Annotated in this window: 10 protein-coding genes; 5 read left to right on the top strand and 5 right to left on the bottom strand. The window is 36.3% G+C overall.

Going from position 1 to position 10,713, the window contains the following annotated elements:
• Nucleotides 1–301 precede the first annotated feature (301 nt).
• The 3 genes from PN450_RS01900 to PN450_RS01890 all read left to right on the top strand — a co-directional run bounded on the left by PN450_RS01900 (nt 302) and on the right by PN450_RS01890 (nt 7,689).
• On the top strand, nt 302–2,860 hold the full coding sequence (locus PN450_RS01900) for a dynamin family protein (RefSeq protein ID WP_271835252.1): 2,559 nt from the start codon (nt 302–304) through the stop codon (nt 2,858–2,860).
• Nucleotides 2,861–3,064: 204 nt separating this feature from the next.
• Nucleotides 3,065–6,478, top strand: a complete 3,414-nt coding sequence (locus PN450_RS01895; RefSeq protein ID WP_271822184.1) for an acetate and sugar kinases/Hsc70/actin family protein — start codon at nt 3,065–3,067, stop codon at nt 6,476–6,478.
• Nucleotides 6,479–6,600: 122 nt separating this feature from the next.
• Complete coding sequence (locus PN450_RS01890) at nt 6,601–7,689, top strand: hypothetical protein (RefSeq protein WP_271835251.1); 1,089 nt, start codon at nt 6,601–6,603, stop codon at nt 7,687–7,689.
• An 18-nt stretch (nt 7,690–7,707) separates the two neighbouring features.
• On the opposite strand, the gene PN450_RS01885 is transcribed toward PN450_RS01890, so the two are convergent.
• The 5 genes from PN450_RS01885 to PN450_RS01865 form a co-directional block, all read right to left on the bottom strand.
• Nucleotides 7,708–8,097, bottom strand: coding sequence for an HNH endonuclease (locus tag PN450_RS01885; protein ID WP_271835250.1), 390 nt, complete (start codon nt 8,095–8,097; stop codon nt 7,708–7,710).
• Complete coding sequence (locus tag PN450_RS01880; protein WP_271835249.1) at nt 8,094–8,444, bottom strand: hypothetical protein; 351 nt, start codon at nt 8,442–8,444, stop codon at nt 8,094–8,096. The genes PN450_RS01885 and PN450_RS01880 overlap by 4 nt, the downstream gene beginning before the upstream one ends.
• 18 nt (nt 8,445–8,462) lie before the next feature.
• A complete protein-coding gene (locus PN450_RS01875) occupies nt 8,463–8,675 on the bottom strand; it encodes a hypothetical protein (protein WP_271835248.1) in 213 nt (70 codons plus the stop codon).
• A 383-nt stretch (nt 8,676–9,058) separates the two neighbouring features.
• Nucleotides 9,059–9,544, bottom strand: coding sequence for a PIN domain-containing protein (locus tag PN450_RS01870; protein ID WP_271835247.1), 486 nt, complete (start codon nt 9,542–9,544; stop codon nt 9,059–9,061).
• Nucleotides 9,545–9,549: 5 nt separating this feature from the next.
• Nucleotides 9,550–9,801 (bottom strand): UPF0175 family protein, encoded by a 252-nt coding sequence (locus PN450_RS01865; protein ID WP_271835246.1) that lies wholly within the window; start codon nt 9,799–9,801, stop codon nt 9,550–9,552.
• 155 nt (nt 9,802–9,956) lie between these two features.
• Between PN450_RS01865 and PN450_RS01860 the strand changes: the two genes are divergently transcribed.
• On the top strand, nt 9,957–10,217 hold the full coding sequence (locus tag PN450_RS01860) for an AbrB/MazE/SpoVT family DNA-binding domain-containing protein (RefSeq protein ID WP_271835245.1): 261 nt from the start codon (nt 9,957–9,959) through the stop codon (nt 10,215–10,217).
• Entirely contained in the window at nt 10,211–10,534 is a 324-nt protein-coding gene (locus PN450_RS01855) for a type II toxin-antitoxin system PemK/MazF family toxin (RefSeq protein ID WP_271835244.1), read from the top strand. The genes PN450_RS01860 and PN450_RS01855 overlap by 7 nt, the downstream gene beginning before the upstream one ends.
• Nucleotides 10,535–10,713 lie beyond the last annotated feature (179 nt).

Raw genomic sequence — 10,713 nt, 5'->3', positions numbered from 1 at the left:
GGCAAGAAGCAAGAAGCAAGAGGCAAGAGGCAAGAGGCAAGAAGCAAGAAGCAAGAGGCAAGAGGCTAGAGGCAAGAGGCAAGAGGCTAGAGTGAAGAGGGTTTGGGCGATTTTACTTTTCTTTACACAGATTGGTTTTATTGTGTTCACCTACTTAGATGAAGATTAGAAAAACAAAGAACAAAGAAATTCCCGCTTCCGTCTTGCGTCTTGCCTGTTTTCGTGGCACCACATAGGAATAGTTTTGAGGTTTTGTGTTATAACCCAGTTGTGAAAATGAACTCAAACGAAAGACTACTCTATGGAACCAGATAAGCTGGCACGATTGAAAGAGTACGGTGAATTTATCCTCCGCAAAATTGACTCAGTTCCCCAGCGCCCTTCCCAGGAGGAAGATTGGGTTCCCACTAGCCTTGATGATTGTCTGCTGCGGCTGCGAGAGGCAGCAGAGAAAACTGTGGAACTGGCCAACTCACCGGTAAAAATTGGCATCATGGGGGAATTTAGCAGCGGTAAAAGTTTGCTGCTAGGAAGTCTCATTGGTTACGCAGACGCTTTACCCGTGAGCGAAAATCCGACAACCGGTAATGTCACGGCTATTCATATTAAACCCCAGGATGGTTTTGCAACTACCCAAGCAAATAATTATACGGTAGAATATTTATCCCATGAAGGGGTAAATGAGTGCTTACACTTCATGCTCAAAGAAGCAAACCGTCGCGCTGCGTCCGCTGGGGTGACACCTTTACAGGTAGCTAAAATTAAAACCGGTAAGGATATCAGTATTTGGTGTGAGGAAGTTTGGAAAAGTTCCAATAATTTAGAGTTGCGTTATTTGGTGCGGGAGTTAGTGTTATTTTTGCGGGCTTATCAGGCTTATGGTGAGGCTTTATGCGGTCGGCTTTACCCAATTGATGGGATTACAGCCCGTGAAGGTTTACAACTGGCAGAAATGCCTATGGCGATTCAATCTCTCAAATTTGAGGATTTACCAGCAGCGAATGTTCGCTTACCAAATGCGCCACAAAGGTTAGGAACGCAATTATTACAAACCAGTTTTCCCTTAATTCGTCGTGTTGATATTGATGTGAAAATATCACGAGAAATTTGGGATGTTACAGGTGCAGAAGAATTTGTCCTTTTAGATTTTCCCGGCTTGGGTGCAGCTAATTCTGGAACTAGAGATACATTTTTATCCTTGCGAGAATTGGCACAGGTACAGACAATTTTAGTCTTACTTAATGGTAAATCACCGGGGAGCGATCGCGCCAATAAAATCTTCACAATGATGCAGCAACAGCGTCCAGGACAAGACCTCAAGGATTTAATTCTTGTCGGTGTGGGACGTTTTGATCAACTGCCTTTAGAAAGTGAAGGAGGAGAAAGGGAACTAGATTTATTAATTGCTAATCAATCTGATTCTCAACCGTTACAAACAAATGCAGTTTTCCAAAAATTGAAAGTTCTCAAAACCATTATTGATGGGGCGGAAGCATTTACTTCTCAAAAAGATAGAATTGTCTTATTATCGCCACTATTAGGATTGTCTGAATTTGCCAAACGTTCTAGTCAAATTAAAGCAGGTTCTGAGGAATTTCTTGCCAATTTAGATTATCCTGATTATCTGGAAAGACCGAAAAAATTACAACAGAAATGGGGTGATTTAAGTGAAGCTTTATTAGCAGCAGATGGGAGGAGTCAGTTAGGTAAACAATTAGGTTATTTTGCTCAAGATGGTGGGATTAGTAAATTAAGAGAATTGATTCAAACTCATGTTGCTAATCATGGTTTAAAGCAATTGTATGAAGATACCCGTCGGGCTGCTGATGTGATTCGTCAACAACAAGAATATCTCAAAGAAATTATTGCCGAAATCCATGAACAAGGCATACCCACAGTTGATACTCCAGCTTTACTAGAATTAAGATCAGCCATAGAAAGTTTAGATAGAACCTACAGAAACTTTCAGAAAGATTTAGGTAAAGAACAACTTAAAGATAGAAGAGGAATTGTAGTTAGTGATGTCATTAAAGATGAACTAACTTTGAAAATTTTGAATTGGAGTCAGTGGACATTATTATTTAATAAAATTCAAAATGGCACAATTACCTTAGCGGAATTTAAAGGTGCAGCGGGGAAATTATTTGATAGAGGAAATCGAGTCAATACCTCCATAGCAACCAAGAGTGATGACTTTTATCCGGCTTTTGAAAAAACAGTGAAAGAACTGGAAAATTTTGCAAGCGATCGCATTCATCAAGCTGTGGTAGACTTATTAAGCTCATTGGCACATCAAATTACCTTAGAACGGGAAAAACTGCAAACCATTCTTATCCCAGAAATGGAACAAGAAATTGAATCAAAATTTGGACTTGAAGAAGCAGATTTATTTTATAAACTCCTACTAGGATCTGATCCTCGTCAATGGAAAGAAGCCATTATTGCCGAAATCAATAACCATGATCAAAGTATCAAACCAGAAAGTATTTTTCCCCTAGCCAGACAAGATGAAAAACACAGTGTAGGACAAATTTTTGATTGGTCACCAGAGAGAAATCAAAACCCATCAAGAAGCGCAAATCATCAACTTTTCGTCTTACGACTGCGAGATGAAATTACCGCTAGTGCTAGTCTTCACCTCGTGCAATATGTGAGTGAAAGTAATCAGCAAGTAAATATAGAAATCAATGGAATTTTAGATCAAATTATTCCCAGCTTGCAAAACCTGGCAAAAAAAGAAGCACTACTAAGATATATTGCTGCAAGAGATTCACAAACCGAATTAGCCATTCCAGCTTGGCTAGAAATCTTAACCGATATTGCCACAATTAATGAAGAAGAATTATTTACCTGCATTTAATTGGTACTACTTTTATTCTTCATTCTTCTTCCTTCTTCCTTCTTCCTTCTTCCTTCTTCCTTCTTCCTTCGTGTTCTTCGCTTCTTCGTGGTTCATTTAATCCATATTCTTCTATTAAGAAAAGAGTAAACCTTTAGTTATCAGATAAATTTAGGGAAATGCACTATCAATGAAATATTAACAAACAAAAAAGGAACATCAAAAATGCCTGTGGAAATTCAGCTTCTACCTAGCTTTAAATTAGGTGTGAAAGAAAACACACAGTTGCATCTACCCACCATCCAAATTGTCCCTATTAAAAGCAACATACCGTACATTTCTCGAATTACCTGCATAGTTAGAGGTACACCAAATGAATTAGCAGCACAAATTCAAAAAAGTTATAGACAATTTCACACAGCCACACCCAAACAAATTTATAATATTTCTCAATTAGGACAAGATCCCTGTCAGTTAGATGCACCTTTAATCACAATAGTTGATTGTACCTTAAAGGTGATTGTCGAATATTTTGATTCTGACGCTGTGGGAAAACCAAATTTGTCCATATCTAATCATGTATGTGCTGAATGTGATCTTTGGTTTATACCCAATTTACAAAAATCATCAAGTTCATCTACAAAAAATCATCTACCCATGAATACTTCACAATTTGATCACTATTTGAATAATTTAAGTCAACAACTCAGTGAAAAACTCAACGAAAAACAAAGAAAAAGATTTCCTGGTTGGTTAGCGTTAGATTTTGGTACTTCCAACTCCACAGTGACACTTTTTGACCCCATAGAAGTCCCCATTGCCGAAGTTTTACCCAGAGAACAAGAACTGAGATTAAGAGAACGCATGGCGGAATGGTTCAATTCCTCCCCAGATTTAGCCTTACCAGATGTTAGTAGTAGTGAGTGGGAAAAATTTCTAGTTGATATTAGCAAAAACTTAGCAATAGAATCAGATCAATTAAGTGAAATTTTTGAAAGTGATAACAAAGAATTATTTTTAGAAGCAATTCGCCAAATTGAATTATGTTTAGGAACAAGTGATAGATTTCGGCGGGCTGTTAGCAAGAAACTTTATGCTATATATCACGAAGTTTTCCGCGTTCCCACATTAGAATCACAAAATTTAATTCCCGTAGTTTTAGATATTGACCGACGCAGTACAGAAATTCCCAGTGAAATGGAAGTATCGCAATTAATTCCCTTAAAACTACGCATGGGTAGAGACGCAAGAGATAATAGAAAAAAAGCCATAGCCCAAGGAACAACTGTTTCAGTTAAAGAAATTATTAGTAGATTTCATCATTCACCTAAACGCTATTTTGGACAAGATCGATCTTTCCCAATTATCTTAGAAGAAGATGAAGAAAATATTCAAGTTAATCGCCTCATTCAAGCAGCTTGGGCGCAATTAATTGAACTAACAGAAGACTATCGGCAACGGGCTAGACGGAGATTTTCAGAAGGCGATTTTTTAACAGCAGTTGTTACCTATCCCACCGTTGCCCCTCCCGTAGTTCGCAAAGAAATTAAGCAATTAGTCCAGGAATTAGGCATTGATGATGTGCAAACAGCCTATGACGAAGCTGTTTCTGTAGCTATCTTTTTCCTGTGGCGAGAATTTGGCGGAAATCTGAATATTGGGATTGAATCTTTTAAAACTCGCTGTCGTCAAAATGGGAATAAATGGTCACAAAATGTCCTGGTTTTAGATATTGGTGGGGGGACAACAGACTTAGCTTTAATTGAACTTACTCTAGAAGATAAAACTCCCTTCTTTGCAGATCATGAAGATAGAGGTTTAGGAGGACGTTACTATAAACTTACTCCCAAATTATTAGGTTCTTCGGGACATTTACAATTAGGTGGTGAATTAATTACTTTACGAATTTTCCGTTTGTTAAAAGTTGCAATTTCTGATTTTCTGCTGACCGCAGTTACCACAGGTGACATTGAAAGCGATAAATTAGAAGACTTAATTAACTCTGAATTAAATGACCGTTTTTTAGAAGATGGAAAATTTAAAACTGGTAGTTTATTAAAATGTATAGATAAAGAAAATCCCGAAGGTGACGTTGCTTTTAAAGATGCCCTAGATACAGCGGAAAAAGTCTTACCAACTCGTTGGCAACAAGCCACCCAACGCCTACAAACTTTTTACACATTGTGGGATCATGCTGAAGCTGCTAAACTCAAATTAGGGCAAAAACCACCCGCAGATGGTTCTTTATTAACCTTCACTTTAAATGAACAACAAATTGGTGAACTTCTTGCCCAAAGTGCGATTAAATTTCAAGTTAGAAGTTCTGAATCTATTTCTCTAACTTTAGATCATCAGCAATTTGAACGGGCAGCAACTTCTTCAATTAAAGAAGCTATTGGTATTGCAAAAGGCTTAATGGAAAGCCGTCTTAATTCAGAAACAAATCAAAAAGTAGATTGGTTAATTCTGTCTGGAAAAACTTGTAACTTTAATCTTGTTCAACAACAAATTTACGAAGAATTTAGTAAATCGCCTTATTTTGTTTGGAATCCCGAACGAATTACTTTTGTTTTAGAATTTACCAAAATTGCCACTTCCGCAGGTGCTTGTTATGCCGAAAAATTGCGTCGCTTTCGATTTGATCCAGAAGAATCTAAAAATCTGTTACGTAAAGGTGCAAATCAACTAGAAATTGATGTCAAAAACCTGTTTTATTATCTTCCTTGTAACTTCAAACGCAAAACCCAAAGTAACGAACCATTAGCCATTTTTAATGCTGGACAAGAACTATATCAACTTGCACCTTGGGACACTGTTGCTAAAGTGCGGACACCTTGGCAGGGCATCCAATTAACAAATATTATCCATCGTCAAGATTATGAAAATGGCACTTTTCGCCTGTGGGGTAGTTTCGACGGTAAAATATTGATGGATAAATTGGGTATGGAAGAACAGGAATTTCTCAAAAAAATCAAAGTCCAATTTGAGATTGACCAAGCTTTACAATTTAGCGTTTTACTATGCCGAGGTAATCCCCATTATTTAATAGATGTGGTTGGCATTGATATTAATTCAGTCATATCTAAATCTACTGAAAATACCTTATTTACTGATGGCAATTTAAAATGGAATATCGCCATAGAAAACCATCAACACAACTTAAATGATGGTGATATTGCTGTTAATGTCTTAGAATCTGCCACAGTTGATCAACCTCATGCTTATCATTTAGTATTTGCAGTTGATAATAATGAAAGTAAATCAATGGAAACATTTCATTATTTACAAGATGGTGTCAAACAACCAGGAACAGGATTAATCAGTAAACCTTTGCCATCATTTCCCCAAAGTGGTCAACACACCTTCTATATTTATCAAACTGATAGTGATACAAATACCAAAAAATGGTTACGGATTGGCACACTCAGCAGACCGGATATTATCACAGATTATCCTTGTCAATATCATGTGACTCTTGATAATACAGGCATATTAAGAATGCACGCTGGGGCAGTTCCTTATTGGACATCTAATAATCAAGAATGTCTAGAACAAGAAGGATGTGTTTATCGCGCAGAATTGGAATTACAACCTAACGAAGTTGATAAAGAACGCGATCCTTTTTGCGGTATTCATTAGCTTTAATTCCGTAGGTTGGGTTGACGTAAGGAAACCCAACATTATCAATAATTTTATGGACTTTTGTTGGGTTGCGCTGTCGCTTAACCCAACCTACTTTTTATTTTCATCCTGACAAAATTATGCAGAATTTACATAAACTACTAAATACAAAAAACTCAGAATTAGCCAAAATATTACGGTTTAATTTATATGGATTAGCCGCAACTTTAACCAAAGCAAATCAAGAATATCCACTTGATACCGGATTTCAGCTATCAGAAGAAATTCTCCAAGAACTTCATCAATTATTAGATCCCCGACTTATTGAAGAAGTTGGGGATCTAAAACAACCTCAGTTAATAAAATTAAAAGATGCTTTTAATGATGATTCAGAATTAAAATCTTATCTTGGTAATTCTTGTATTCAAAGCCAAATTGATGCGGAAATATGGAATGAAATTCATAGAAAACTGTTGCGAGTTCCTGAAGATGTAGCTACATTTTGGCGACATAAGGCTTTAGAATTAGCGCAAGAAGTAGGTGCAGTTGTAGATCATATAAATCTGGAGGAATTACCATTTGTCCGTGATGAAATTATTTATCCAGGGTTAAGTGGTACAGTTAAGGCAAAAGGATTATGTTTATCTCAAACAGCTTTTGTAAATTCAGAAATTGCCCAAACTCATCTTTCTGAAAATTTACATTTAATTGCCGGATTTTTACTTTTATATATTAAGTTTATTGAGATAGATACAGAATTACATCATGCTTTAAAAAGTGTTTTTAGCTTTGATGTAGTTTCTTTACATTCTAAATTAGAACAACGTCATCAATATATTGACACATTAAGCGATCGCTTTCACCGCCTGCAAAAATCCGAGGAAAATACTGATGCTATTTTAAATTTATGTGCCTGGATTGACATGGATGAAGCCATTCATTCCTTAGTATTCATCCCCCCGGCTGAACGTTATTCTTGGTGGGGAAAATTACAAAAAGAATCTCGTCGTCTTCTCAGAAAAACCGTTGATAAAGCTATGAAAGCAGGTAATGAAGTCCGACTCAAACAGTTATCAGGACTGTATGGTGATGTTTGTGAATTTTCTAAAGATGACTTGCAATTAGACTGTGGTGGTAATCCAGGTGAAGTATTAACTTGTTTGCGAGTCTATACCAAAATTAATCAGCAAGAGTATCCGGGAAGGGTGATATTTCGGACTTTAAGGTAAGAGAATAATTGAAAATCATTACAACCCTCTTTCAGCTAGTCTTTCTTCATTATTTATTTGTAACAACTTGACTGTTGTACGTCCTTCAGCAGTTAAACCAACCAGAAGCAGTTCTGAAAAGGTAAAATGAAAAGCCCATGCTTGAAGACGGGGGTTGAATAAAAAGCTAAAATCTCCCGTTTTTGGGTCGAATGAACCTAAATCACTACCTTTATAGCGGTTACAACGCCAACAGGTGAGAGCTAGATTATCAGCATTTGTTTCACCACCATGCTTTTCAGCTATAACGTGGTCAATTTCATGGGAAAAGAAGGCAATTCCTGCGGGTAATAAGCAATATTCACATTTATAGTTTGCCCGTTCTTCTACTAAGCGGCGAAGTGCAGCCGGAATGTAGGATGTACTCACAGTTTACTAGTCAAATAAGATAAATTACCAGCTTTAATCATCACAATTAAGTGTTCAATACGTTCATACTCATCCAGTTCTTTTAACTCTCTGGGGTTAATATCACCTGCTTTATTACGTGCTAGTAAAGTACGTAACCTGTCTTGCATTTCCGGTGTGGGTTTAAATTCAGCAATTTGTTGAGGAGTGGGGTTACTGGCAAGAAAATTAAGGATATATTGGTAAATTTGTGTTGGTATTGCTGGTTGTTGAAGACTCAAAGCCAGTAGTTCTGGTAGGCGTTCATTGCCTATTTGCGCTATTTGTTGAGATAGTTCTTCTGATACTTCTAGGGTAATTTTTGGCATATATTTTTCCAAAGTGGATTATTTTCTATCTTGTAATTGTTCTATTGCTTCACTCATTAGCTGTAAGTCTTCTTTGGGTATTGAACCGGCAAAACGCAGTAATTGTTTACCAGGAACACCTTTGATTTTTGAACTTGTTAAATTGCGGGCAAATTCTAGGACTTGATATTGCAAGTCTTGAGGCATTATTTTTAATTGTTCAATAACTTGGTCAGCAATAGATGTAGTCATAACATTTTTTCCTAGCATTGTTAAATACTATGTTATTGGAAAATCAAAGTCAGTCAAGGGTAGACCTTGCTACCACTATCTAAAAAGTCAGACCTCTTGACCGCAATCATATTATAACAATTTTCTATAATCTAAATTATCTTATGTCAAGAAATTTACAGTATTATGTTTTAATAATATTTCATAAGCTGCTTTTACTATGCTCGTCTTCTTTATTCATGGTGTCAGTATAAAAAATTCTACTTATGCTGAAGCACTTATAAAAAATATCAAAAAGGATAGCATAAGTTTATAATTTTTTCCTCGCATGAAATTAATGTCTTGGACTTGAAGTAACTTCTAACAATCCTAGAAGATTAGTAGTGATTATTTTCACTGCATTTTCATAATTCTCCTGCTTGCCTTAAAACTTGTTCATACAGATTCTGATTTACCCAATATTGAGCCACATCAATCATCGCATCAAGTAACGGTTTGATTTCAGCAATAATATGTTTCTCCTTAGCTAATAAAAGAATACCAAGAGTACCAATTAATCGTAATTCTATACTTTGAGCTACTTTACGAGCATCTCGTTCATCTAACAGAATTTTATGTATACCCGTTTCAAGAGCTAAAGCAATAGCTTCTCGTTCTCCATCATCTAGTTCTGGGGAAATAATAGGGTCTATATTTGAGACAGTGCGAACTTGTAGCCATTCAGAAGCAACAGCTTGTAAAATAAATTGTGACCACAAAAATCCTGAAACTGTTGTTTCATCATAAACAGCTTGAGGAATTATAACTTGTCCAAACACCTCCTTTAAAATATCTAGACGATTGATAGCAGCAAAGTTAATTAGAGGTGTAGCATTACAAATAACAGTCACAATTATTAAAAACCTTCTTGAATAGTCTTGACATCTTCCAATAAATCAACTTCCGTATAATGTCGTTCAATTTTCCTTTCTCCTAAAAGCTGCTGAAATTCCCAAACAGGTAAATTAGCCAAACGTCGCGCTTGACCAAAAGTAAAAATATTCTGTGCATATAACTGTAAAGCTAAATCCTGACGAATAGCCGACTCACCCTGACTTAAAGAATCAGGTGATAATTGTAAATTAATCGAACTCACAAATTTACTCATTATAGAATGACGTTAGTTATTCATTACTTCATTATACTCAAATACCTGTTTACATATCTCCTCGTAATAGGACTAAATAAATATATCTTCCTCTACTTGACCATTTACCTATTTGTAACTACAATATAGATACTATCCTCTTCCCAAAAAACAAAATGGGTACAGCAATCAAAACCCGAATAGTCAAAATCGGCAATTCCCAAGGTTTACGCATTCCCAAAACCCTATTAGAACAAAGCGGAATTAACTCAGAAGTAGAAATAGAAGTTCACGGAAATCATCTGATTATTCGCCCAGTTGAACAAGTCAGAAAAGGTTGGGAAAAAGCATTTATAGAAATGGCAGAAAAAAAAGATGATGTCCTATTAGATGATATCAAAACAACAGAATGGGATAAAGATGAATGGCAATGGTAGTCAACAGATTTGATGTTTTCCTAATTAATCTTGATCCTACCATTGGGAGTGAAATTCAAAAAACACGCCCCTGTTTAGTAATTTCACCAAACGAAATAAACCATCATATTGCCACCGTCATAGTTGCACCAATGACAACAAAAGGGCAACCATACCCCACAAGAGTAACCTGTCAATTTCAAGGACAAAATGGACAAATAGTCCTAGACCAAATTCGCACAATAGATAAAACTCGATTAGTCAAACTTTTAGATCAAATTAGTGCAGAAGAACAAAAAACAGTTCTAGATATCCTAGCTGAAATGTTCACCGAATAACTCTTCTTCCTCTTCTTCCTCTTCTTCCTCTTCTTCCTTTGCGCCTTTGCTCCTTAGAGGGTGTTTGAAAAGTTATGGTTGATGTATCAAATATTTTTTACCCCACCCTAACCCTCCCCTTGTAAAGGGGAGGGAACTGGATTTTTATTGTTTCCCCCCTTTACAAGGGGGGACTAAGG

The sequence above is a fragment of the Dolichospermum lemmermannii CS-548 genome (genome assembly GCF_028330815.1).
GTDB classification, from domain to species: Bacteria; Cyanobacteriota; Cyanobacteriia; order Cyanobacteriales; family Nostocaceae; genus Dolichospermum; species Dolichospermum lemmermannii.
Note: the sequence above shows the minus strand (reverse complement) of the source record. Positions and strands in the feature narration are given on the sequence as shown.

Bases quoted from the DNA above. Each gene is read 5' to 3' on its own strand.
- PN450_RS01900 (WP_271835252.1), top strand. From the start codon at position 302: ATGGAACCAGATAAGCTGGCACGATTGAAAGAGTACGGTGAATTTATC.
- PN450_RS01895 (WP_271822184.1), top strand. From the start codon at position 3,065: ATGCCTGTGGAAATTCAGCTTCTACCTAGCTTTAAATTAGGTGTGAAA.
- PN450_RS01890 (WP_271835251.1), top strand. From the start codon at position 6,601: ATGCAGAATTTACATAAACTACTAAATACAAAAAACTCAGAATTAGCC.
- PN450_RS01880 (WP_271835249.1), bottom strand. From the start codon at position 8,444: ATGCCAAAAATTACCCTAGAAGTATCAGAAGAACTATCTCAACAAATA.
- PN450_RS01875 (WP_271835248.1), bottom strand. From the start codon at position 8,675: ATGACTACATCTATTGCTGACCAAGTTATTGAACAATTAAAAATAATG.
- PN450_RS01865 (WP_271835246.1), bottom strand. From the start codon at position 9,801: ATGAGTAAATTTGTGAGTTCGATTAATTTACAATTATCACCTGATTCT.
- PN450_RS01860 (WP_271835245.1), top strand. From the start codon at position 9,957: ATGGGTACAGCAATCAAAACCCGAATAGTCAAAATCGGCAATTCCCAA.
- PN450_RS01855 (WP_271835244.1), top strand. From the start codon at position 10,211: ATGGTAGTCAACAGATTTGATGTTTTCCTAATTAATCTTGATCCTACC.